The 23,772-nt window shown below is 47.0% G+C and carries 23 protein-coding genes and 1 other annotated feature; of the genes, 15 read left to right on the top strand and 8 right to left on the bottom strand.

Annotated elements, in window-relative coordinates:
* The first annotated feature begins 26 nt into the window (after positions 1-26).
* Positions 27-413 carry a tautomerase family protein gene (locus QMA13_RS27375; RefSeq protein WP_282936851.1) on the top strand — a complete coding sequence of 129 codons (387 nt, stop codon included), beginning with the start codon at positions 27-29 and terminating at the stop codon, positions 411-413.
* 36 nt (positions 414-449) lie between these two features.
* Complete coding sequence (locus QMA13_RS27370) at positions 450-779, top strand: carboxymuconolactone decarboxylase family protein (RefSeq protein ID WP_282936850.1); 330 nt, start codon at positions 450-452, stop codon at positions 777-779.
* Positions 780-902: 123 nt separating this feature from the next.
* On the opposite strand, the gene QMA13_RS27365 is transcribed toward QMA13_RS27370, so the two are convergent.
* Positions 903-1,640 (bottom strand): cupin domain-containing protein, encoded by a 738-nt coding sequence (locus QMA13_RS27365; protein WP_282936849.1) that lies wholly within the window; start codon positions 1,638-1,640, stop codon positions 903-905.
* A 155-nt stretch (positions 1,641-1,795) separates the two neighbouring features.
* Positions 1,796-2,026: a binding site (T-box leader), on the top strand.
* Between the two features lie 103 nt (positions 2,027-2,129).
* Here QMA13_RS27365 and QMA13_RS27360 point away from each other — a divergent pair.
* From QMA13_RS27360 to QMA13_RS27350, 3 genes are all read left to right on the top strand, one after another.
* Complete coding sequence (locus tag QMA13_RS27360) at positions 2,130-3,665, top strand: 2-isopropylmalate synthase (protein ID WP_282936848.1); 1,536 nt, start codon at positions 2,130-2,132, stop codon at positions 3,663-3,665.
* Between the two features lie 94 nt (positions 3,666-3,759).
* The gene (locus tag QMA13_RS27355) at positions 3,760-4,236 is read left to right on the top strand and encodes a YbaK/EbsC family protein (RefSeq protein WP_282936847.1); all 477 of its coding nucleotides are present in this window, start codon (positions 3,760-3,762) and stop codon (positions 4,234-4,236) included.
* A 25-nt stretch (positions 4,237-4,261) separates the two neighbouring features.
* Positions 4,262-5,167: a LysR family transcriptional regulator gene (locus QMA13_RS27350; RefSeq protein WP_282936846.1), complete on the top strand. Its 906-nt coding sequence runs from the start codon at positions 4,262-4,264 to the stop codon at positions 5,165-5,167.
* Positions 5,168-5,506: 339 nt separating this feature from the next.
* Here the strand turns inward: QMA13_RS27350 and QMA13_RS27345 are convergent, their stop codons facing one another.
* Positions 5,507-7,342, bottom strand: coding sequence for an adenine deaminase (locus QMA13_RS27345; RefSeq protein ID WP_282936845.1), 1,836 nt, complete (start codon positions 7,340-7,342; stop codon positions 5,507-5,509).
* A 348-nt stretch (positions 7,343-7,690) separates the two neighbouring features.
* On the opposite strand from QMA13_RS27345, the gene QMA13_RS27340 reads away from it, so the two are divergent.
* A complete protein-coding gene (locus QMA13_RS27340) occupies positions 7,691-8,272 on the top strand; it encodes a 50S ribosomal protein L25 (RefSeq protein WP_282936844.1) in 582 nt (193 codons plus the stop codon).
* A 211-nt stretch (positions 8,273-8,483) separates the two neighbouring features.
* Here QMA13_RS27340 and QMA13_RS27335 read toward each other — a convergent pair whose 3' ends face one another.
* Complete coding sequence (locus tag QMA13_RS27335; protein ID WP_282936843.1) at positions 8,484-8,600, bottom strand: YjcZ family sporulation protein; 117 nt, start codon at positions 8,598-8,600, stop codon at positions 8,484-8,486.
* A 205-nt stretch (positions 8,601-8,805) separates the two neighbouring features.
* Between QMA13_RS27335 and QMA13_RS27330 the strand changes: the two genes are divergently transcribed.
* Entirely contained in the window at positions 8,806-9,093 is a 288-nt protein-coding gene (locus QMA13_RS27330; protein ID WP_282936842.1) for a hypothetical protein, read from the top strand.
* A gap of 615 nt (positions 9,094-9,708) precedes the next feature.
* On the opposite strand, the gene QMA13_RS27325 is transcribed toward QMA13_RS27330, so the two are convergent.
* Positions 9,709-9,864 (bottom strand): hypothetical protein, encoded by a 156-nt coding sequence (locus QMA13_RS27325; protein WP_282936841.1) that lies wholly within the window; start codon positions 9,862-9,864, stop codon positions 9,709-9,711.
* Between the two features lie 90 nt (positions 9,865-9,954).
* Here QMA13_RS27325 and QMA13_RS27320 point away from each other — a divergent pair, with 90 nt between their 5' ends.
* From QMA13_RS27320 to QMA13_RS27305, 4 genes are all read left to right on the top strand, one after another.
* Positions 9,955-10,374, top strand: a complete 420-nt coding sequence (locus QMA13_RS27320; RefSeq protein WP_282936840.1) for a hypothetical protein — start codon at positions 9,955-9,957, stop codon at positions 10,372-10,374.
* Between the two features lie 35 nt (positions 10,375-10,409).
* Positions 10,410-12,119 carry an Ig-like domain-containing protein gene (locus QMA13_RS27315; protein ID WP_282936839.1) on the top strand — a complete coding sequence of 570 codons (1,710 nt, stop codon included), beginning with the start codon at positions 10,410-10,412 and terminating at the stop codon, positions 12,117-12,119.
* Positions 12,073-17,343 carry an S-layer homology domain-containing protein gene (locus tag QMA13_RS27310; RefSeq protein ID WP_282943585.1) on the top strand — a complete coding sequence of 1,757 codons (5,271 nt, stop codon included), beginning with the start codon at positions 12,073-12,075 and terminating at the stop codon, positions 17,341-17,343. Before QMA13_RS27315 ends, QMA13_RS27310 begins: the two co-directional genes overlap by 47 nt.
* A 140-nt stretch (positions 17,344-17,483) precedes the next feature.
* Entirely contained in the window at positions 17,484-17,711 is a 228-nt protein-coding gene (locus tag QMA13_RS27305; protein WP_282936838.1) for a spore germination protein, read from the top strand.
* Positions 17,712-17,751: 40 nt separating this feature from the next.
* Here the strand turns inward: QMA13_RS27305 and QMA13_RS27300 are convergent, their stop codons facing one another.
* A complete protein-coding gene (locus QMA13_RS27300; RefSeq protein WP_028548000.1) occupies positions 17,752-17,988 on the bottom strand; it encodes an alpha/beta-type small acid-soluble spore protein in 237 nt (78 codons plus the stop codon).
* Between the two features lie 96 nt (positions 17,989-18,084).
* Between QMA13_RS27300 and QMA13_RS27295 the strand changes: the two genes are divergently transcribed.
* A complete protein-coding gene (locus QMA13_RS27295; protein ID WP_282936837.1) occupies positions 18,085-18,960 on the top strand; it encodes an ATP-dependent DNA ligase in 876 nt (291 codons plus the stop codon).
* An 8-nt stretch (positions 18,961-18,968) separates the two neighbouring features.
* Here QMA13_RS27295 and QMA13_RS27290 read toward each other — a convergent pair whose 3' ends face one another.
* From QMA13_RS27290 to QMA13_RS27280, 3 genes are read right to left on the bottom strand one after another with little or no spacing between them, the layout of a single operon-like run.
* Entirely contained in the window at positions 18,969-19,481 is a 513-nt protein-coding gene (locus QMA13_RS27290; protein WP_282936836.1) for a YhjD family protein, read from the bottom strand.
* Positions 19,478-20,746: a DNA polymerase IV gene (locus QMA13_RS27285; protein ID WP_282936835.1), complete on the bottom strand. Its 1,269-nt coding sequence runs from the start codon at positions 20,744-20,746 to the stop codon at positions 19,478-19,480. Before QMA13_RS27285 ends, QMA13_RS27290 begins: the two co-directional genes overlap by 4 nt.
* On the bottom strand, positions 20,743-21,114 hold the full coding sequence (locus QMA13_RS27280) for a YhjD family protein (RefSeq protein WP_282936834.1): 372 nt from the start codon (positions 21,112-21,114) through the stop codon (positions 20,743-20,745). Before QMA13_RS27280 ends, QMA13_RS27285 begins: the two co-directional genes overlap by 4 nt.
* A 233-nt stretch (positions 21,115-21,347) precedes the next feature.
* Between QMA13_RS27280 and QMA13_RS27275 the strand changes: the two genes are divergently transcribed.
* The 3 genes from QMA13_RS27275 (at position 21,348) to QMA13_RS27265 (ending at position 23,700) form a co-directional block, all read left to right on the top strand.
* Positions 21,348-22,397, top strand: a complete 1,050-nt coding sequence (locus QMA13_RS27275) for a TIR domain-containing protein (RefSeq protein WP_481858034.1) — start codon at positions 21,348-21,350, stop codon at positions 22,395-22,397.
* Positions 22,375-22,587, top strand: coding sequence for a hypothetical protein (locus tag QMA13_RS27270; RefSeq protein WP_282936833.1), 213 nt, complete (start codon positions 22,375-22,377; stop codon positions 22,585-22,587). The genes QMA13_RS27275 and QMA13_RS27270 overlap by 23 nt, the downstream gene beginning before the upstream one ends.
* 243 nt (positions 22,588-22,830) lie before the next feature.
* Positions 22,831-23,700 (top strand): YitT family protein, encoded by an 870-nt coding sequence (locus tag QMA13_RS27265; RefSeq protein WP_282936832.1) that lies wholly within the window; start codon positions 22,831-22,833, stop codon positions 23,698-23,700.
* Positions 23,701-23,772: the final 72 nt, after the last annotated feature.

Below are 23,772 nucleotides of genomic sequence, written 5' to 3'. Positions count from 1 at the left end.
GTTAAGTCATTGAGGAGGGATGCAGGATGCCGTTCATACGAGTCAATTATTTGGAGAATCAATACGAGGAGAAGGAATTGCCTATCATTAGCAAGAGCATTATGAGGGCTTTGATAGAGCATTTCAATGTCCCGGAACAAGATTATTTCCAAGTATTTCACGCACACAAGCAAAGTGAATTTTACTACAGCCCCCATTATTTGAACGTGGATAGAACGGAGAAGCTGCTTTACATTCAAATTACGTTGGCATCAGGAAGAAGCAGGGATCAGAAAAAAGCGTTCTACCAAAGGTTAGCCGAGCTGTTGTCCACGGAGTGCCGGATTAGAGAAGAAGATGTATTTGCTGTGCTGGTGGAAACCGAGCTGGAGGACTGGACCTTTGGGAAAGGCATTGCGCAAATGATTTTGTAAGCACAATAACAATATGCCTAATGAGGTGAGTGAAACATGAAGCATAGGAGGATCACGTCGAATGCGAGAGAAACTATGGGAGAATGGGCTCCGGCGTTTGTTCAATATTCGGAAGAGGTGCTGTTCGGCGATGTATGGAGGAGGGAGGAGCTATCGCTTCGAGATCGAAGTCTTGTCACGGTAGCTGCATTGGTTGCCGGTGAGCATACGAATCAACTGCCCTATCATCTGAACCTTGCCAAAGAAAACGGACTGACGGAGGATGAACTCATAGAGGCTGTAACGCATCTGGCCTTCTATGTCGGGTGGCCGAAAGCAGCGTCAGCTATTCAAGTGGCTAAACAGGTATTTGAAAAGGAATGTTAAAATAGGAACATAGTATTTATCCGATACGTTTGGTTTTCTTGCGTAACAGTCGAAAGAAGACCATCCCTAACCTGCCGAGGCAGACTAAGGGTGGTCTTTGATTTGAAGCGGCTCAGCTGCTTCTTAAATATTGTTGTTATAGTTATATCCCCATCCATTGCCGATGTAAGGCTGCTGCTGAGGGAAATCATATCTTTGTTGGTACTGCGGCATGCTGGAATTCGGCTGGTTAGGGAAGGCTTGGTTCGGGTTAGCCTGATTCGGATAAACCGGTTTCGAGGCGTTTGGCTTGGCTGCCTTCTGACTTGTACCTTGGACTTCATATTTATTGCAATCCTTGGGTGGACCGATGAAGACCGTTTGGGTAATGGGTGCTAGCGTATCCTTAACCTTTGCTTCATCTAAGCAATAGGCGCGAGCCCATATATTCGCAGGCGTTAAGCGCAGCAGATCGGAGCCACCTATAAATTCCGGAATCGGAGCATCGAATATGGCTAATAAATGAGTATTGTCGACCGAAGCGACTTCATAATGCCACCATCCTTGAGGCACATTAGCCACTTGGCCCGGCTGAATGGGGAAATTAAGCAGTTCCTTCGTAAACGGATTAATCAAGGAAACAACAGCGGCTCCGGTTATGCAGTAGACTAATTCGGAAGCATTTTGATGAAGATGAGGCTCAACGATGTTCCCGGTGCTAAGAAAAATATCCAGCAGAGATACATTCCCTAATGTATTCAGCTGATTAATGGAGAGGGCGTTAATATAGTTGTTGGCATCTTTTTTGAAAAACAGATTGTTGCTCAAATCGTAAGTAAAAGTTACCGACGGAGAAGTGTAATCCATGTATGAAACGGCCACTTAATTCCCTACTTTCAATTGATTTTAGGCATTTGCCCCTATGGGGTACTGTATGCAGTACTTTACCTAAACGTTCGCCTATAGGAGGCGGAAATCCAGATCCGTTTATTGACAAAGCGATTCGAATGCCCTATAATAACCATTAATTTCAATAATCAAATGTTACGATTAGAAATAGTAGAATTGAAATGACCTTTCAGAGAGCCGTTGGTAGGTGCGAAGCGGCAGTGTCCTTCATTTCGAACTCGTCTATGAACAGCTGCCTGAACATTGTAGGGTATGCCGGAGTTCCACCGTTACAGGGATAGATGGTGATGGCCATCGAAGGAGCTCATTTCTTATGAAATGAATTAGAGTGGTACCGCGGGTTCAACCTCGTCTCTATACGTAGAGACGGGGTTTTTTTGTTGGTTAAATTCCGGGTTTAACCAACCTCGCTTCATATATATATATATTTACATTTTGAATTTCACTTAGGAGGAAATGAAGATGAACCGTAAAATTATTGTATTGGACACTACACTGCGCGACGGAGAGCAAGTTCCTGGTGCCAAATTAAATATGCATCAAAAGATCGAGATCGCTCAGCAATTAAAGCGGCTTAATGTAGATATTATTGAAGCGGGCTTCCCGGCTTCTTCCCAGGGAGATTTTCAAGCGGTAGAGGAAATTGCCCGTACGGTAGGGGACAGCGTATCAATCACCGCGCTTGCCCGGGCCGTACGAAGCGATATCGACGCTGTATATGAGAGCATTAAAGCGGCGCAAAATCCGCTCATCCATATCGTTCTAGGGACCTCGAATATCCATGTGGAGAAGAAGTTTAACCGTTCCAAGGAAGCGGTTATGGAAATGGGCGTGGAAGCAGTCAAATATGCCAAGACACTGCTGCCTTACGTCCAGTACTCGACGGAGGACGCATCGAGATCGGATTTTGAATATTTGTGGAAAACGATCGAATCCGTTGTTAAAGCGGGAGCAACGATGATCAACGTTCCGGATACCGTAGGCTTTGCCGTTCCTGATGAGTTCGGCGATCTGATCCGCAGAATCAACGACCGTTTGAAAAACTTGAACGATAAAGTTATTCTCAGCGTTCATTGTCATAACGATTTGGGGCTGGCAACGGCCAACACACTCAGTGCGATCAAGAACGGAGCGGACAAAATCGAGTGTACCATTAACGGCTTGGGAGAACGTGCAGGCAACGCCTCGCTGGAAGAAGTCGTGATGGGCTTAAAAGTAAGGCAGAGTTCTTTCCATGCTTATACCGATATTCAGACCAAAGAGCTTCTGAGAACATCCAGATTGGTGACTCATTTGACAGGATTGGATGTACAGGTGAACAAAGCGATCACCGGCGAGAACGCCTTTGCGCATTCTTCTGGTATCCATCAGGATGGTCTGTTGAAGGATAAGCAGGTTTATGAAATTATGTCCCCAGAGGATGTAGGTGCTGAAAGCATGGAGCTGATTCTTACGGCCCGTTCCGGTCGTCATGCTTTCAAGAATGCAGTAGAAAAGATGGGCTTCGACACAAGCGATACGGAGGATTTTGAGCAGCTGTTCCAAAAATTCCTTACCTTGGCTGATGCCAAAAAAGAAGTGTATGACCATGATGTGTTTTACTTGGTTACAAATCACCGTACGGTTAGCGAAACCGAAAAGCAGCTGTATGAGCTCGAATCGTTCCAGGTTGTCACGAATGATCTGTACCCTACAGCAACGGTCAAATTGAAAAAAGGCTCCGAAATTCTGAAAGGCAGTGAAGTAGGCGATGGCCCGATTGATGCCTTATACAGCGTTATTAAAGCTTTGGTAGGAATGGACGTTCAGTTAAAGGATTATAAAATTAACAGCCTGTCGAGAGGGAAGGAAGCTATTGGCCGCGTCAATATCCGTATCCAATACGAAGGTAAAACGTATTCCGGGCGCGCAATGGATACCGATATTATAAAAGCCAGCGCCAATGCGTTTCTGAATGCCGTTAACGGTGCCTTGCTGGATGATATGGCGAGAGAGTAAATCCCTCTTGCCTGTATGCGGGACCCGGGCTTTCCGAGGTCCCCATCATGAGGAACTATGGTGCGAAGAAACAATGAACGGAGGGAATAAGGAGATGGATGCGTTAAAGGAAAGCGCTCAGCGGGTGCAAAACCTACTATCGGAGTGGGGTTATAAGAATCAAGTCGTGGAATTGCCTGACAGTGCTCGAACCGCTCAGGAAGCCGCGGACGCCATAGGATGCGAGGTTGCGCAAATAGCGAAGTCGATCATTTTTCGTCTTAAGAGCTCCGATGAGCCGCTTCTGGTTGTTGCCAGCGGAGTGAATCGAGTTAATGAAAAGCACATTGCTAACCTTCTAAATGACAAGCTTGGCAAAGCGGACGCAGATTTTGTTCGTGAACGTACAGGTTTTGTCATTGGCGGAGTTGCCCCGATCGGGCACGCAGACAACTTAATGACTTTTATAGATGAGGACCTTTTTCAATACAAGACATTATGGGCCGCGGCAGGACATCCTAAGGCGGTCTTTGAGTTGACACCCGATGAATTGGTTACAATGACCGGTGGGCAAGTGATTCAAGTTAAATAAAATCCATTAGGGAGAGGGTTACACGTTGACGCTGCAGCAGTTGAAATATGTGATTGAGGTTGCCAACCGGGGCTCCATGAATGAAGCGGCCAAGCGCCTGTTTATATCCCAGCCGAGCCTGTCCAACGCCATAAAGGATCTGGAGGAAGAGCTCTGCATAACCATTTTTGAGAGAACTAACAAGGGAATCTCCCTTTCCAAGGAAGGGGCCGAGTTTCTAGGATATGCCCGGCAAGTTATTGAGCAGGCGGAGCTGCTGGAGGGCCGATATTTGAATGCGAAGCCGTCGCCGCAGCATTTTTCAGTTTCAACCCAGCATTATGCTTTTGCGGTCAACGCGTTTGTTAACCTCGTTCGGGAATACGGTCATGATGAATACGAATTGGCGCTTCGTGAAACCAAGACGCATGAAATTATCCAGGATGTCAAAAGCCAACGCAGCGAAATAGGCATTCTCTATCTCAACGAATTCAATTCCAATGTGATAAACCGTCTGCTGAAGGACGCAAATTTGCAATTTACAGCCTTATTTATGGCGAAACCGCATATTTTTATAAGCGTCAATAATCCTCTCGCCAAGCAGTCCGTAGTCACGATAGATCAGCTGCAGGACTATCCTTACCTGTCCTTCGAGCAGGGAGAATACAACTCGTTTCATTTCTCTGAGGAGATTTTAAGTACACTGTCCCATCCCAAAAGCATTCGCGTCAATGATAGAGCAACATTGTTTAATTTATTGATAGGCTTGAACGGCTATACGATATCTACTGGGGTGCTGAGTGCGGATTTAAACGGGAACGAGATCATTCCTGTCCCCCTGGATTGTGACGAAACGATTCATGTCGGGTGGATATGCCATAAGAATGCTGCGCTTTCAAAGCTCGCTCTGGCTTATATAGAAGCACTTCATCAGGCCATTAAGGGCTCATAGCATCAGATATAGCTTGAAGCTATATCTGGCTGCTTTTATTACAGAAATCGCGGACGAGATTTGGAAATAAAAACAGCGAAGGCGTGGAGCTCTCCGCTGGGATAAGGTTGAGGAACTAGGTTTTTCGGGGAATTTGCTATATAAGCAAGTGGGGTGTGCCTCGGAAGAGCGATAGCGTCCGCCTTTGAAATCCGTGGATATACCGCTAATTTCAATTCAGAATCACGAGTTTCAACAGCGGCTGGAGGGGCATACCCCACTGGAGTATACTAGCAACATTACAAGTTGTTCTGGTTTCTCAACATAAAAAGCGGAGGCATGAAGCCCTCCGCTTTTTATTTAATTTTCGTCCGCGAACAAGGATACCTTCTCGAACCCGGCATCCGAAATCCGGATCAAGCCCGTATCAGAGATATGCAGCGTCGGGATAACCACTAACGCAAGCAGCGATAAAGTCATGAACGCATAGTTCATTGTGCAGCCAGCCTTCACCAGCGCATGGTTGATATCAATAGATTGCTTGACGACAGTCTCATAGGGCTCCGTCGACATTAACCCCGCCAGTCGAAGCGGCAGCTCAACGATATCGTTCTGGTTCGTTGCAACCGCGATACCGCCCTGCATGCCAATAACGGAATTGGCGGCTTTGGCCATTAACACATCGTCATTGCCGATAATCAGCACATTATGGCTGTCGTGAGCTACGGTCATAGCAATGGCTGCCGGCTGATCGAAGCCAACGTTGCCTACGATGCCGATGGCGGAACCGCCGGTTTTGCCATGGCGCTCGAACAAGGCCATCTTACACAGTGTGCTCTCTGGATTGATTTGCAGTTTGCTGTCCTTAACCGGGACATCGACGAATATTTCTTCTGTCTCCACATGGTTTTCCCGAACGACTGCCACTCGTGTCTTGATGGAGCCCGACGAAACCGGAGTTTTGATTATGAAGTCAGAAGGAGTCAGCTCCTTCGCAATCTTAACGGAATTCACCGCGTATGCGGGGTAGTCGAACGGGGTCAGTTTAACCGTCATGGCACCGTTCTCAGCGACTACTTCGCCTCGGGCGATCGTCATTACGACATTAACGTCAGCCAAATTCCCGTCGAGCAGGATGATATCAGCAATCGTGCCCGGCGTAACCGAGCCGACATCTCTTGCAACACCGAATCGCTCTGCCGTATTCAAAGTCGCCATTTGGAAAGCCGTAACCGGCTTAACTCCTTGTTGAATGGCATGTCTTACAATGAAATTCATATGTCCTTCTTCTTTTAAGGAGCTGCAAATGCGGTCGTCGGACACAAGGAGCATCCGGCGCGAATCAATTCCAAGCTCCGTATGCGCCTTAATGGTCGCCGCGACATCATGCCACGCCGATCCGCGGCGCATCTTGGCATACATGCCAAGTCTAACACGCTCTATAACGTCTTCTTTCGTGACGCTCTCATGGCATCCGGATACACCAGCAGCCGCATAGGCCGCAAGCCGAGAATCGTTGGAAGGCCAGGTGTAGTGGCCGTCGACGACTTTGCCGGCACGCAGCGTCGCTTGGATTTCACCAATCATCTTCGGATCGCCATATACGACACCCGGGAAGTTCATGACCTCTCCAAGAGCAATCATATCCGGCCCCCAGCTTAGCGCCTCCGCCACTTCCTCCGGTCCGAACACGGCTCCGGACGTTTCAAAGTCCGGGGTAGTCGAAGGTACGCACGAGGCTACTTGCATATAAGCCGCCATGGGCGTTTGTCTTGCTTCATCCAGCATAATACGGAGGCCAGGCAGGCCCAGGACGTTCGATATTTCGTGCGCATCGAAGAAGCCGCCGGTTGTTCCTAATGGAAGTACCCCATTGGCAAACTCCGTTACGGATAACAAGCTGCTCTCAATATGGCAGTGCCCGTCCAACAAGCCAGGGGCAATATATTTGCCTTCCGCCTCTATAACCTTCGTTGTCTCTCCGATCATTCCCTCGACGTATGGACCTACATAGGCAATACGGGTGCCGATCACGGCTACACACATGTTGGACAATATTTCGCCCGATACGACGTTAACCAGACTACCGTTACGGATGAACAGAGTCGCCTTTTTTTCTCCTCTGGAGAAAGCAACCAGGTCAGGGATGCAATCTGCCAGCTGAGGTCTTGCAAATTTAACTGCTGCTTCGGTCATTACAATTCTCCACCTCACCAATAACATTTACGTTATATTTTACACGTCTCATCAAAAATAAACTAGTTTCACCTTCGACTTACCTGATAAAATGCTCAAACCTTTAGGAAAAGGACAAGAATGAGGGAGTGACCTTTTGTTTTGAGAGAATATCGATAAGTACAGGGGATGACTGTTGATTTTAAGGAAAGAGCACCCTGCCTTCAGGAAGCAGGGATGGTAAAATAATGAGGAGCAAAATCAACGCCAGGGAGAACACCTCCGGGATAGATCCCAATTCATTCATAAGGAAGTGACGACTCAAGACTGGCGAGAGGTGTTCACCCTGACCCAAGGGAGGACATATCCATGATATTGAAGCTTCAGGCAGAATTACGCACTAAATCAAACGGATCCGCGATACGTAAATTACGGCAAGAGAATAAAGTTCCTGCAGTTGTGTACGGCAAGATGACAGAGCCCGTCTCCATTGCATTAGAAGAAAAGTCATTGCAGATGGCGCTTCGTAATCCTAATGCGCTTATAGAGCTTGAGGCTCCTGTCTTCAAAAAGCTAGTCGTCATTCATGCGGTGGATAGGGACCCGATTCATCACGGTATTCTGGCCGTTGACCTTCATCAAATTAATTTGAATGAACGTATTAAGGTTCATGTCCGCATTGAACCGATTCCTGACCCTGATGGAAAGATGATTCCTTATCAGATGTTCCTGCATGAAATCCATATCGACTGCCTTCCGGATCAAATTCCGGAATCCATCGCCCTAGATTTGACACCAGTGCGTGAAGGGAAAGCGATTTTCGTCAAGGATCTTCATATCCCCGAAGGCGTCCATGTCCTTACACGTTCTGACGAAGTCATTGCAGCTCCATTCCATACTATGTATGAACCGGAAATTGCGACCGAACCTCTGGTTGAAGCGGCGGAATAACGGAAGGGACAAGTCACTTCCTTTTTTGAATAGAATAAGCAATAGCTCCAAGCCAGCTTGGCGGAATGCTTCTTTGTTCCTCTAGGTTGGCTTCTTCATGCTTAATGACCATAGGATGTTGAGGAGTCCGGGATTGCTAAGCTGGCTTCCGAAGTGCGGCGTTACATAGAAAAAAACCGCAGTCCCATAGGGGTGCGGGTTTTATTTTAAACTAGTACAAACAGCTACGAGTTATGATGACCAAGAGAATGAAAAGAACCAAAATAACACCAATGCTAGTGAATGCTCCACCTAAACCGCAACTTGCTCCACCTGCGAGTCCACCCATTTTGTCAAGTCTCCCTTCAATTGTTTCGAATTGAGCCTTTGTTAAGAGCCCCGAAATTAAGTTATGCTATGAGCTCACTCATGGTATAGACGTTTGACCCTACATGATAAATATCTCTGCAGTTATTTTGTCAGCCGGCTCTACGGCGTATAGATGTCGTTCATTTTACAAATCCTTATAAGGAAACTTATAGGAGGTGAATTCGATGTCGCAACAAAACCAACAGCAAAATGCTCAGCAGGACTCCCAGCAGCAATTCGGCCAAGGAGATTCTCAAGAGCAGCTTCAGCAAGCGGTTCAGCATGCCGCTGAGCAAGCGGATCAAATTGCCGAACAAACGAAGCAAATAACGCAAGAGGTTCAAATTCAACAAATTCAACAACAAATACAACAATCGTCCGAGCAGCTTCAGCAAGCCGAGCAGGCTCTGCAGCAGCAATCGCAGGGCTCCGATAATCAAGGGCAGGGTCAACAAGAAGATCAGCAGCAATAAAAAATCAGCTTTATGAATATTTAGTTTGTTTAAGGGCATGATAATATCGACGGTGAAAAGAGAGGTGTGGTTCCGTTGAGCGATCAACGAGATATACCAGGGAAGTTGTTGGAATCTAGATAGAAGCGAGGGGATGTGCCGCAGAGACGTTATTGTAGTACCCCATACTGCATTATGTTTAAGTGGTAAGACCTAAGGTTCAAAAAGAGGTTCAAGACAGTAGTACCAAAAAATCAATTCACCGTTGAAAAGGGCCCGCGAGGGTCCTTTTTCTATTCTTAGACTGCAGTGAAATGGGATTTCAGTGTTTTATATAATGTAAGCGCTATAATTCCCCTTCAATATTCCATATACATATGGGATTTATCCATGGTTTCGCTTGATAGATGGGGAGTAAAATAGTATTTATGTACTGCACTTCATTGCTCAAGGAGGATTGAAAATATGAGAAGTCATTGAAGGACAAGCTCGGCACGGCCGAAGTTAAGGTTACCACGCAGAGGATTGGAAGTTTCGTTTACACATTGACCCGCTGGCTCTAACGCCACAATACTAACTCGTTTGTTTTGTTGCCTTAACAGGTGCTCAGGTTTGACCTCGCTAACGAACATTGTTTTATTCACCCTGCTTGCTTTTGAAAAGCTCAATTGATGAAATCACTTCTCCTTCCAGCATACCTGAAGTCTCTGTAAAGAGATTCAATGAGTTTGAGCATCTTAAGCCCTTATATTTTCTCCTTTGATCATTTGGCGGAGCCGCTGCTTTGTCCATAAACCCATGCATTGTATCTTACTATTTCAATTGAATAGGTTAAGGAGTTTATGCAATCTTTTTACCGACTCATAAAGGAGGCTTTTAAAGATGCTTAGGCAGCACGCTCTCAACAGAGTATTAACCTTAATACTTATATTTGCTCTTGTATTTTCTCTTTTTAACTTATCCTTTATTCCTACATCGACAGTTCATGCAGCGCCAGGGGACAGCACGGGCTTATTGGATGTACAAGTGAACAAGCCTGTCAATGCTGTCGTTAATCTTAACAATGCCACTATTGATATCTCTTTACCTTACGGCGCCTTGTACCAAGCGCTGAATCTAACAATAGATCCTGGAGCAAGTGCCGCACTTTACAGAAGTGACGAAAAAACGGCTATCCCTTTTAATTTCAACAAAAACGACGCCAAACTGGACCAGTTTTCAACAGGCGGACCAACGAATTATTATTTGGTTCTTACAGATAAAAATAATAGCGATAACAAAAAAAATATACCATCACGGTAACCGTAGATAGCAGTATTCCAAACATAGCCGGTTCTATGGGGCCTAACGACAAGTATTTGCCTCTCAACATTCATGGGGGAGAAAATGCTTGGGATGTTATGGGCGCATCAAAAATCGGGAATGGCACTACTACCGGTTCTGTTGAAGGCCCGGGGGCTGCCTCATCTTACAGTGGGAAAGCATGGAATGAATCCTTCTATGATCGTACCGGCGATTACCCTGCGGCTTCCACCGTTCCAGAATCATGGCTGGGAGATAACATGTATTTGCAGACCATTGGTAAAAATGATGTGAATGCGCTTACGAAGTATGGCATTGAAAATATTCCGGGTACCGAGAAGCTGAACTCTGATATTTTGCGTTATCACGAGTTTTTACCTTTTGTTACTCCAGACGGCGTGAGCCGGGACGACGGGGATCGCGGGGCAGTGGGAAGCGACCGTCAAAGACTGGAGATTAAGAGCAACACGGCGGCATCCAATATCGACGCCAATAGTGTGGGCGGAGATATTATGACTCACCACTGGAGACTTATGCTTCCTTCGGAAACGTTAAAGTTCCAGCAGGACGTCACGAATTATAAAGCGGGGGATTTTATTAATCCACATCGGTTTTGGCATATTTTTCAATTGAAAGCGATTAATGGGGATGAAGCCGGTCAGCCGATAACAACCCTTACGCTTGTTTCCAGCGGTGGCAAAGGACAGCTTGAATTCAGAAATAATCCGGACGGTACTCAGGCAGACAGAATCAAGCCGTTGTTCACGATTCCATTCGATAAGGTTGCTGACCGCTGGCTTGATTTTGAGGTCACCATTTTATCAGCCGATAAAGGCTATGTGTATGGCAAGCTGGTTGACCTGGAGTCCAATGAGGTGCTGTATGAAGGCGGTATGACCGCAGAAACATTGCGGCGTCCGGAGGAGAAGAATCCGACTACCGGCAGAGTCGAAAGAGGCGATCAGCCTATGGTAGCCGGTCAGCAAAACCGTTCCAAATGGGGCCTGTACCGCGGATTGTATAATGGTGCCGGGGATGCAGCCTACGCGGATGAATTCCAAGCTGCTACTATGTATTTGGCCGACGTACACTTGATCAAAAGAGACAGCAGCAGCTATATTTTCCCCAATGGATGGGATCCAAAGGCACAGCCTAAGGATATTGTAGCGTGGGCAAGACCGTCAGCCATTACAACCACCAAAGGGACAGCATTTCCTAATTTGGGACTGCCTTCGCAGCTCGATGTTACCTTGAGCACTGGAAAGATTGAGAAGGTGAATGTTACATGGAAATCTGATGGGTACGACCCTAATGGCACGGGGACCAGTAAGATTTATGGAACTTTTAACGGTACTGGCGTTACGAATACCAAGAACATTCAGCCGTATGTTGAAGTGAATCTTACAAGCGGTTATAAAAACTGGGCGGTAACACCCGCTGCGGAATTAAAGGTTGTCTCTCAGAGCAGCGGTACCAAGAACAACTTTATTGATGACAAATCAGACACCTCCTGGCAAGCACATAGTTCTTTGGGAGCTTCAGCCGCAAATGATTTTCAATACTGGGCTGCTATCAAACTGGAAAAGAAAATAGATGTCAGCAAAGTCCAAATTGAATGGAGCAGCAATAGTAACTTATTAAAAAATTACCAAGTTTACTATACCAATGATGCTGCCGCCTATACAGAGCTTGTTGAGGGTGGTACCCTTTCAGCAAGTTCTAGCGCAACGAAAAAAACCGCTTGAAACTGCACATGGAGGCTCATGGATTCCAATCTCTGAACTTGGGCAATCGACACCTCCTTCTCCTAGCAATAACAGAAAAATCGATACGCCTTTGAACGCACCGGTTTCAGCTCAATATTTAATGCTTGTATCCGATGTGACTTTAAAAGAAGGAGCCGGCGGAATAAAAAGTAATGTATTCAGAGCTTTCGGAGAACCTTCGGACACTTCGGTTGTTATTCCCACTAGTTCTGTCAACCTGCTGGACAAGACGCGTTTTACTCCGCAAGCAGGGGTGAATCTCAAGGTAAGCTCGGAATCTTCGGATCATCCGGGAACGGACGCTTTGAAATCGGGCGGCAGCGGCTATTGGCGTAATTCCAGCTCTAAAGTGTATAAGAGTGACTATTCGCCATCTTCCCTTGCTTTGACGCTTGATTTAGGCAAGCCTAAGACGATTGATAAGCTGTATCTTGAAATGCCTAACAACATCTCAAATATCCAAAGTAATGCGACGAGATTTGAGGTGTACTACTCCAATGATCCTAAAGCTTGGGCAAGTACACCAACGGCTTCCGATGCCGCGAACAATTACGACTGGAAGGCAAATGGGTGGACATTGGCCGGCGGTACGGAAACGGAAGGCTTATGGTCTTATGTAACATACAATGGACAACAATGGGGCTATGATACCAAGACATTCCTATATCCGTTTACAGCCCAGTACGTGATGGTAAATACGATCTTGGCTGGCTCTCGCAGCAAGTCTACAGACAGCGATTCGATGATGGGTTTATCTGCCTTGGCCATTTACGGCAAAGACCCAGTAGCTAATGCCACGGCTATAGTGCCTGCCAAGGGTACTTACAGCACGTGGGATCAAGCTGCGCTAGTCTCAACAACGATAAGTCTTGCAAGCGGCCAATCGTTGGCGAGTATCACTAGAGGTGGTACTGCGCTTGTTAAAGATACGGACTATACGATATCAGGGAATACGGTCACATTTGCAGCTCCATACCTTGCCAAGCTGCCTCTCGGCACCAATGAATTTACTTTTCGTTTCAATAGCGGCTCACCCTCCATCTTTGCATTGGATGTAACGGCCCGCGGTTACGGTGAGAATGACAAGACCATTAAGATGAATGCAATTGAAGGCGTATCTCCTTATAATGTCTTGGGAGGCGCAATGGGGACCGATGAACCGGTAGAAGGTGTGACCAAGAGAATCAGAGATGCTTACCATGCATTTTACGGCGACCAGCCTCGGGCGACTGCGGCCGACGATCATATTATGAGCGTGTGGGACGAGACGCTGAAAAAAAATGTGTTCAGAATTTTTGAATATGGTAGAGGCGTAAATAATGAATTTGCGGATAAGGTCCGCGACGGCGAGTACGGTCATAAAGGTGTTTTTGATCCGAGTGTAGGCTATGTTGTTTACGGTGCAGCGATCAACGACAGGCAAAGGGTTGAAATTCGCCCAAGTGAAGATTCAACAAGCGATTTTACAGCGTATAAGGGTGACATTGTTTCCTACAATTGGCTCTGGAATATTCCGGATGGAAATCAGTGGAATCAGTCAGGCTTCAGGCATATCTTCCAGTTGAAGGCTACGAATGCACAAGCGACTGATACATTACCGGGCGGCAACACCAGCGATGAGAACGGCGCTTATATCCTTGCTATGTCGATTACCGGAACGAGCAGCAGGGATTTAATAGTGAATCATAACCGATACGACGGCGATAAACCCCTCCTGAGAATTCCGTTAAAAGATATTGGCAGCCACTGGATTAAGGTGGAGCTTAACGCACTGATTTCGGACAGCGGATGGCTCACTATTAAGATTACAGATACGGTGACCGGCAAAGTGTATACGTTTGACAGCCCGGACGTGTACCAAGTGTTTTCAAATCAAGGCGGATCCGATGGCGTGAAGGACTTGTGGAGAAGACCTCAGAGAGGCAGCAATTTTGAGACCGAGTATCCAGCTACGTTTGACCAGTATTTGCGTCCGAAGTGGGGGATTTACCGCAGCTCTAATGGCGGCAACAACTCAGCTTTTGACGTTCAGCTTCAAGTAGCCGATATTACCATAAGCAAGGTGGCATCCGGTATTTCTTCTGTCAACCTTGCGTTGAATAAAAAAGCATACAATGTGGGTCCGGTAACCGGCAACTCGATTCAAAAGCAATCTGCTGCAGCCGACGAGTATGGTAGTGCCAACAAACTGACCAATGGCGTACTGCAAGACCCGACCAAATGGAATGTAACCAATGTGACCAGTCTGGATCAAATCGGAAACTATTCATGGTTAGGTACCGACGGAAGTCGAAAAGGAAGTTTCGTTATAGACCTTGGCCAAGCCATGGATTTTAGCCAAATTAGACTGTTTGCCAAATCGACCCGATTAAAAGGTGCGACCGTGTATGTCTCGGATGATACCGCTGACCACACAAAGGCTGCCGAATTTGACGCCATGGCATTCAAACAAGTAGATAAAAAGACCGCTGAAGGCTACACGTACATTACAGGCAATAATGGCGGTACGGATACGGATGATAGCTCGTACCCAGTCGATCTAGGTAAGACCTATCATTCTAGATATATCAAAGTTACGGTGGAGAACGCATCAGGTGGCAATGCGGGCACAGACCTTACAGGGCCTCCACGCCTGACACAGGTTCAAGTGTTTAATGCTCCTACTCCTCCACAGAATCTAATGCTGAATACAAGTGGCTCAGCTAAAGATCTGAAGTGGGATTCTAATCCTTTGAGCGAAGGCTTTACAGTCTATGATGGTGCAACGGTACTAGCTGAGCTGCCAAAAGACGCAACAAGCTATACTTTACCGGGCAGTACAACGGATGTATCCAAAATCGCTGTAAGAACAAAGGGAATGGACACGTATTCCCGCAAATTTATGATCTCGGCACCCGCTTTCCCGACAAATTCGCAAGTGCTTCCAGTCATTCTAGGTATTAATCCGGAAAATATTACGACCAAAGCCGGAACTGCACCGGTAATGCCAACAGTGGTTACCGCGGTGTACAGCGACAACACGACCCGCCAGTTGGGCGTAACATGGGATAGCATCGATGCATCGAAGTATGCAGTGGCAGGCAGCTTTACCGTACAAGGAACGGTAACCAGTACGACCTATAAGGCGTTGGCGAATGTTACCGTTACGGCAGTGGAAGTCCCAGTGCCTGTCATCGTAAGCATCACGCCAGTAAGCGTGACGACCAAAACAGGAACGGCACCAATAATGCCATCTGTGGTTACAGCGGTGTACAACGACAACACGACCCGCCAGTTGGGCGTAACATGGGATAATATCGATGCATCGAAGTATGCAGCGGCAGGCAGCTTCACAGTCCAAGGAAGCGTTGCAGGTACTTCCATTAAAGCGTCCGCAGCGGTTACGGTTACGGCAGTGGAAGTCCCAGTGCCTGTTATTGTAAGCATCACGCCAGTAAGCGTGACGACCAAAGCAGGAACCGCACCAGTAATGCCATCTGTGGTCACAGCGGTGTACAACGACAACACGACCTTCCAGTTGGGCGTAACATGGGATAATATCGATGCATCGAAGTATGCAGCTGCGGGCAGCTTCACAGTCCAAGGAAGCGTTGCAGGTACTTCCATCAAAGCGTCCGCAACGGTTACGGTTACGACAGTGAATATCCCTGTACCTACCTGGCCAACTAACTCAAGTCTCACTGTTACCAATGTGACGCCAAGAACGGCTACTTTGAAATGGAACGCAGCGGAAGCGAGCAGAGGCATAGCTGGCTATAAGGTTTATAGCGTAACAGGGTCCACTTATACTGAAATTGCGTCGCTAGGCAATGTTCTAACCTTTGATTTGACAGGCTTGACGCCAATCACCAACTATACGTATGTAATCCAAGCGGTGGACTCGGATGGGACTAGGAGCGTCTACAGTCCGGCGGTTACTTTTACCACAGTTTCTCCTAGTTCAGGATCACGTCCTAGCAGCGGTACGTCATCGCCGGGATCTGGTTCCGGCAGTACTACGACACCAACGGATACTACTGGCGGTATGGGGACTATCGATTTGAGCAAAGACGCAAAAGTGACCAAAGAAACAATGGCAGATGGAAAGTCGGTAACGAAAGTGGCCGTAGATGCCGATAAGCTGGAAAAAGCTTTAACGAATTCACTCGTTACGATTGATGTGAAGGACAGCGAATCCACAGTTAAAGTCGAGCTGCCGGGTAATGCAATTTTGAATGCTATCGGCAAGCAAGGCAAAGCAGTTATTCGGATTCAAGCGAACGGAGTTACTTATGAACTGCCCGTAAGTGTGCTCAAAAATATTCCAAAGGATTCAACCGTAACTATCACGATTTCTAAAGTATCCGGTAAAGCCGGAGACGATATCAATGCAGCGGTGAAAACCTTGAACGCGAAGCAATTGATTCCGAATCCAATCGAGTTTATGGTCACCGTTAATGGTAAAGAATTATCTGATTTTGGCGGTGTATATGTCAATCGTACCTTTAGACTAGGAACGACGGTAGATTCGAGCAAGATAACGGCAGTCTGGTTTGATTCGAACAACCGGATGCATTTCGTTCCAGCTGTTAGCACGATGAATAACGAATCTGCGGAGATTACGATTCGTTCGCCACACAACAGCATCTACACGGTCATTCAATCCGATAAATCGTTTACTGATTTGCAAGGGCATTGGGCAAAAGCAGATGTAGAGCTGCTGGCAAATAAACGCATTGTAAATGGTACAACCGATCAGCTGTTTACACCGGATTCCAACATTACACGCGCCGAGTTTGCAGCCTTGCTGGTTCGCTCACTTGGATTGCTCGAAGTAAAGGCAGATGGATTCCGTGATGTGCAATCAAGTGACTGGTTCGCCACAGACGTAGGCACGGCCTACAAAGCAGGATTGATTACAGGCTATGAAGACGGTACCTTTAAGCCAAACGATAACATCACTCGCGAACAAATGGTTACGATGATCGTTAGAGCGCTGAAAGTCGGCGGCAAAGAAGTGAAGCTCGATAAAGCCGCTCTAGATTCATTCGCTGACCGCGCAAGCATCGGAGACTGGTCGAAGGATGCTGTTGCTCAAGCTCTAAGTGCAGGTATTGTTCAAGGAATGTCCAATAAGGAGTTTGCGCCGCAGGACAAAGCTACTCGCGCACAAGCGGCAACAACGTTGAAACGTATGCTGCAGTATCTCCAATTTATTAATTAATGGTTTATGAAGAGGCTACTCCGCGGTGTATTACCGCGGGATGGCTTCTTTAGTTTTATTTTACAGCCCTTTTGGCTACACTTGGCTTCTATCTACATACAATGTGATTGGAGTAGCAAGGACGCTAGGGGGATTCGATCATGCCTTCAGTTGTCGGTAATATTAAAATCAATAGTGTCGGACCCAGCTCCAACGTCCAGATCGGAGACGCTGTGAATATTATGCTTTCAAGCAGCGCGAAGATTAATGCGGGTGCCAACTCCTTTGCGATAGGAGATAGCCTTGGAACGGTGACGAACAACCAGGCCAGCTTCACAAATACAGACGATGCAGCCTTGATCGATGGCACCAGCGCAAGTATTGTCTAAAAAAATAACCCATCACAGTGGATGGGTTATTAATCGGGCGCTATTGAAAGCGGCTGCCGGAGGCGGAGGAGAGCTGCTGCTCGGCGATTTGTACCAAGCGGCGCACCATATGACCACCAATTGCACCGGTATCACGGGTAGCCATGTAGCCGTAATAGCCGTCCTGAGGAATTTGAATGCCCAATTCTTGTGCTACCTCATACTTTAATTGCTCAAGGGCGCTTGCCGATTGTTGAACGATAATCTGATTGCTGCTTCTGGATTGTCCACGTGCCATTAATAATCATTCCTTCCATGTTAGGGTAATTTTAGATTCCCCCATCTTTTCCCCTAATTATTCATAACTCTGCTCATGTTAAAATGATTATGGGTGATGAGTATGTTTATCTCGCCGATGCTAGCAGACTCTAGGGAAACTCCTTTTTCAGATCAGGCTTATGTATTCGAGCCGAAGGTCGACGGGCATCGATTAATATTATCAAAGAACGGGAAAGAGACCCGTCTCTTCACGCGTGACGGACTTGAATGTACGAAGCAGTATCCCGAGCTGCATGGCGTTCCTATAGAGGGGGATGTTGTGTTGGACGGGGAGCTGTGCTGCCTTGACCCGTATAGCGGAGCTGCCGATGCCGGCCTGGTGATGGAACGGCTGCAGCTTAAGGATAAAAATCGGATTCAGTCCTTCTCTACCCAACGACCGGTTCATTATGTTGTTTGGGATATTTTATTTCATAAAGGTCGCGATGTGCGTCATATGCCGTTAGTGAAACGTCGGGCCCTGCTCGAATCGTTATTGCAGGAAAATGACCTGTTTCAACTTATACCGCAAACGGAAGCGCGCGGCGAAGAGCTGTTTCAATCGATCAAGGATTCATCGATGCAGGGGATGATAGCCAAGCATAAAGGCAGCCATTATGTATCTAGATTCTCTCACGATTGGATTCAGATTATGAATTACCAATACGTCGACGTGCTCATCTCCGGATACCGGAAGGAGACGTTCGGCTTACTTGCCTGCGTCGATGAGGACGGCACGAAGCGCGCCGTCGGCATGATAGAATCTCCTATGACCGAGCAGCAGAAAAAAACATTCCATGCTATGGCAAGCAAGCATGCAATCCGCGAGGATGACCAGTTCGTTCATCTTGTTCCCGAGATTAAGGCTCGTGTACAATACAGAGGCTGGACGCGTCACCGCATGCTGCGCAGCCCCGAACTTATCGATTTTATTGTGAAAAGCCCGAAGTGAGCCAATGCTCACTCGGGCTTTTTGGTTTTATTGGAGTTAGCGGCCTCTTGAAGTGTAGCAACCAGACTTTTGGCATACCGGCCGATTCTGACACTAATCTCTGAGCGGATAAAGTCTTTGGTCATGATGAAGCGATCTTCACGTCCGCGGCAGTTATAACGATAATATAGCGAGCTGTCATCCTTAATATCTTCAAATACGCGAATATGCCGCTCAACCAAAGCTTTCCTGTTTTTAAGCACATCCTCCCGGATACTTCGGGCTAATATTTTTGCGGCTGCCGAATATAACAGCTTCAATGTTTGGGTAGACATCTCCACTTCAATACTTTTCTTTTCGACAATTTGGAGTGCGACGGGCAGGAGAACGGAATCCCGCATCATCTCCATTTCCTTGTTCGACGGCGGCTCAGAAGGGGGTGGAGACGGAGCATCTTTTCGCACGAGGGATTGCTCTTTATGCTGTGGGAGCATCATACGGCTTGATTCCCACAATCCGTTGCCTTCAAGTTTCTTGCTCATTTATAGTGGCCTCCAATTTTTTGTGCCCTCTCAAATGCTTGCCCCGAGGTAGTCATCGAGGATGCTCTTACGATGGCTGCGCTGCCGTAACGCTCCTTGATCTGATCGGTGACCTTATCCAAGGCACGGGATTTCACCTGATCCTTGAAAAAAGTCAATTGATACACATCATCGTCAGTTAAGCTGCTGAGCATGACGCCTACGCGGCGTACAGGCATTTTATCCCAGTAGCGGTAAAACAATGTCTTGACGGCCTCATAGACCGCGTTGGTGTTATTGGTCGGATCGGGCATTTTCATTTGCCGTGAGAAGCCGGTCGGAGCCTCATAGGGGCTGCACATGCAGCTGACGGACACGACCCCGCCCATATACCCTTTACGCCTGCAATCGCGGCAAACCTCCTCTGTAAGCTCCAGCAGGATCGTCTCTACCTCGCTATTCTCCGTATAGTCTCTAGGCAATGTCATCATGTGGCCTACCGATTTAGGCGGTGTGTTGAAAGTGCTTGGGGTGACGGGGGAGTCATCTAAGCCGTTCGCCGTTCTCCACATGACCTCCGCGTGAATATCGCTTTGCTTGCCGAAGCGTGCACGGAATTTCTCCTTCAAGCGGGGGAGCGGAGTTCTCGCGATATCGCCGATCGTAAACATCCCGAGCCGTGCAAAATGCTTGGTCATCCTAGACCCGACGCCGAACATTTTCTGTACCGGCTCTTGCCAAAGCGTGCCTTCGATATCCTCTTTGCGCAGGGTGAACAAGCCGCTCTCATTTTTCTTCGCCCATATATCCGTTGCGATTTTGGCAAGGATTTTATTCGAGCTGATGCCGATTCTAACTTTAACTCCCGTTTGCTGGAACACCTTCTGCTGTATGGATCGAGCTATCGTTAGCGGATCTCCCCAGATGCCAAGGCTTCCGGATACATCCAAAAATTGCTCGTCGATCGAAAAAATTTCGACAAGGTCGCTGTATTCCTTATAAATGTCGGTGATCATGAGCGAGACATCGATATAATGCTGCATGCGCGGACGCATGACCACGAGCTCAGGACACTTGTTCAAGGCCTCGCCGAGACGCTCGGCCGTAGTCACTCCATAACCCTTGGCAATGGGGCAGGCGGCCAGTATAATGCCTGAGCGCCGCTCCGGATCACCGGCTACAGCTACGGGCTTATCCCTGCAGCCGGGATGGTCCGCTTTCTCTACGCTAGCATAAAAGCTCTGGCAATCCGCCAAAAAAATCGTTCTCTCACCCTTCGATATCATTTTAACCGCCTCCGCAAATTCATTAGCGTAGTCATGAGCTCTGCCTTTACCAAGCTTCTCAACATTTTAAAATGATGGATGTAACCGCGGACTTTATATTCCACATCGATGCCAAGCGTGTTCATGTCCGTGTGCAGTACTTTGATGCTCCGTTCTCTCATCTTGCTTTTAATGGCTTGCAGCTCAGGATAGATGGAGCTCTCCACTTCCTTGAGGTAGAAAATAACATGATGGTACACAATTTTGTCCTTGTACAGGTTCAGCTCTTCAATATCTCTTGCCAGCATATCGAGCAAAATGGGCAGCAGCGTGTATTCCTTGATGATTTGAATATCTTCTTCGGTTTCTACTCTTGAATTCATACTCATAACGACACCACCGTAATGCGAACGTGTATTCGTGTTTATTCTTTATTATATACCGAACATATGTTCTTTATGCAAGATGAATTTTATGGAAATAGCATTCATTTTGTTGTTCATAAAAAAACTCCAAAGGGACTATCAACAGGAAAGGAAAATTTTGCTACACTAAATAGAGAGTACAAGCATGGTGATCGAATTACGGAAACCGTGAATCGATCTTGAAAAGGGGAATGTCCGTGTCGGTGTGGAGGCAAGAACGAAAACCGGAGCTATTCATCGGCTCCTCCAGGGAAGCGATTGATTATGCGCGAGCCGTTAACGAAAGCTTAAGCCGTGTGGCCCAAGTTACCCCATGGTATACGGCTTTCGGGGCTAACTCCTACACGATGGAGGCTTTGGAGCAGCAGCTCGATATAAGCGACTTTGGGGTGTTTGTATTCGCTGCGGACGATGTGGCCCTTTATCGGGGTCAATACGTATTCATCACCCGGGACAATACGTTGTTCGAAATGGGGCTGTTTTGGGGCAGGCTTCGGCGCAGCCGCGTGTTCGCTTTAATTCCGCAGTCCGTTCAAGAGCGGGAGGACCTTATCCAAGATAAGACGATCAAGGATTTTCATATTTTGTCCGATTTACAAGGTTTAACCCTTTTAACTTATCATCAGGCGGTGCGTGACAATTATGTTGCGGCCGTCGATGTCGCTTGCGGGTATGTGGCCAAAGCGGTTCGAGCCGAGCAGGCTTTTGCCGATCCGTATCAGCTGCTTGCAGAGAAGGAAGCGGAGATTCAGAGGAAGCAAAGCATCCTTCACTTCTTTTGGGAATATAATCGGAATGTAACGGTTGCCGATCCTGAGGAGAAGTATCATTCCTTCAGCGAAGCTGTACGCAATTCGTTGCTGACTCCCGAGGGTTTTCGGGTCACCGGTGCGGCGATTTGGAAGAAGGAAGGCAGTGATGGCGTCCGTCAGGTAGGAGGAAATGTAGGCAAAGGTAAGTTTTACCGTTTCCAAACCTATGCGGAGAAGAAGGACGATAAAAAAATATATGTGCTGGAAGCTTTTCTGAACAGTACATGGGAATTTTTGCGGCGGAAAGAGGTTGCTGAGGTGTATGTCCTATGTTATCCTTTAGATAAGGAGCATGTGCTATCTGTGCATATATCCGGATCTAAAGTGTTATCCAAGGAAGATCTCACGGAGATCGTTCATCATAACGAGGAGCTGCTCGCTACCATCAGTCATTTAGTTGGAGGGGATTCAGATGAACAGAAGCGCAGGGTTTAAGAGGGCGTCGATTTACGGATCCGCAGCGGGACGGTGGGCTAGTCAAAGCTCTGCCGATCTAGGTACGCCTCATGAGGAACGCGATGCTAAAGCAGGCATTTTCGTCGGTCCTTCGGTTGAAGGCGGCGACAAAGAATATATTCATGTCATCAGTGGGAAAGTGTTGAACCGCAAGCCGTCGTTCATATAAAAGACAGCTTCCTTTAGGGCAGCGTTGGCAAGGCCGTACGTTAAATAACGTGCGGTCTTTTTTTACATATAATGTATAAGTTCGGAGCTCCCCGCAAAGTACCTGAATCCAGTTCGAAGCTAGAGGCTCCACTTTGCGGGGTTATTTTGCGTGCATGCCCATCCACCTTCATTTCATAAAAAAATGGTTTTTTTACATTAAAAAAGCGAACGCTATGATAAAAAAGAGGATGGGGTAGGGTAAATGAACAACCGGGTACATAAGAAGAAAACATGGCTGGTTTTTTTGAAAGCTTTCATCTTTATTACGATCGGTGCGATTATGATGGCCGTGGCGCTTGAAATTTTCCTGGTGCCTAATGATGTTATCGACGGGGGGATCACGGGGATTTCCATCGTTTTATCGAAAATAACGACGTTTCCGTTAGGGCTGTTCATCTTCTTTATCAATCTGCCTTTTCTGATAGTCGGCTATAAGCAGATCGGCAAGACCTTTGCTTTCTCTACCCTGTACGCGATTGCTTTAATGTCTATAGTCACGGCTTTATTGCATCACGTGGAGCCGTTTACGAATGAGAAAATATTGGCTGTTCTATTCGGGGGGCTTATCCTCGGATTAGGGGTTGGCTTGGTGCTGCGGTTCGGGGGATCGCTGGACGGTACTGAGATTGTAGCTATTCTGTTGTCGGAGAAATTCAGGCTGCCCGTCGGGCAAATCATCATGTTCATCAACGTGTTCATTTTTATTCTGGCTGGCTTCGTATTTGGCTGGGATTCGGCGATGTACTCGATCTTTACTTACTACATTGCCTCAAAGGTGATGGATATTGTCGTTCAAGGTCTGGACGAATCCAAATCGGTTACGATCATTTCGAGCGACTATGAAGAAATTTCTCATGCGATAATGAAGCGGCTCGGACGGAACACGACTTATATTTATGCCAAGGGAGGCTACTCCAAGGAGGATACCCAAATGATTTATTGCGTCGTTACGCGGCTCGAGCTGACCAAGCTAAAAACCCTTGTCCAGGAAATAGATGAAAAAGCGTTTATTTCGATTCAGCAGGTTTCCGACGTTCTGGGCGGTAATTTTGATAAGAGCAGCATCCATTAACAGGACAATCGGAAGTAGATGATATTTTTTCATATAATATTAAGAAATTATTAAGATTTGTGCATTATACTG

It is taken from the genome of Paenibacillus sp. RC67 (genome assembly GCF_030020805.1).
In the GTDB taxonomy this organism is placed as follows: domain Bacteria; phylum Bacillota; class Bacilli; order Paenibacillales; family NBRC-103111; genus Paenibacillus_S.
This window is presented reverse-complemented; position numbering and strand designations above follow the sequence as displayed.